Source organism: Nocardioides sp. CPCC 206348, assembly GCF_048654705.1.
Taxonomy (GTDB): Bacteria; Actinomycetota; Actinomycetes; order Propionibacteriales; family Nocardioidaceae; genus Nocardioides.
The window spans coordinates 157,258-157,530 of the sequence record NZ_JBMCZA010000243.1 but is presented as its reverse complement, the minus strand read 5'-3'; the positions used below and the strand labels follow the sequence as shown (position 1 = coordinate 157,530).

Annotated in this window: 1 protein-coding gene; it reads left to right on the top strand. The window is 71.4% G+C overall.

Features of this window, described 5'->3' with window-relative positions; all coding sequences use genetic code 11:
• Positions 1 to 273: HAMP domain-containing protein (locus tag ACOADB_RS29160; RefSeq protein ID WP_378607544.1), on the top strand; the 273-nt coding region annotated here is incomplete at both ends.

Genomic DNA, 273 nt, shown 5'->3' with positions numbered 1-273 from the left:
CTGACCGCCCTCAACGCACGCTCGGTCGTGGGGCCGTTGCTGACGCTGCGCGATGCCATGGAGGCGGTCCAGTCCGGGGATCTCGACACCGACGTCGTCGTGTACGACGGCACCGAGGTCGGGCAGCTGCAGAGCGGCTTCAACGACATGGTCGCCGGCCTGCGCGAGCGCGAGCAGATCCGTGACCTGTTCGGTCGCCATGTCGGCCAGGAAGTGGCAGCCGCGGCCGCTGCCCTCGGTGCCGGGCAGATCGAGCTCGGCGGCGAGGCCCGC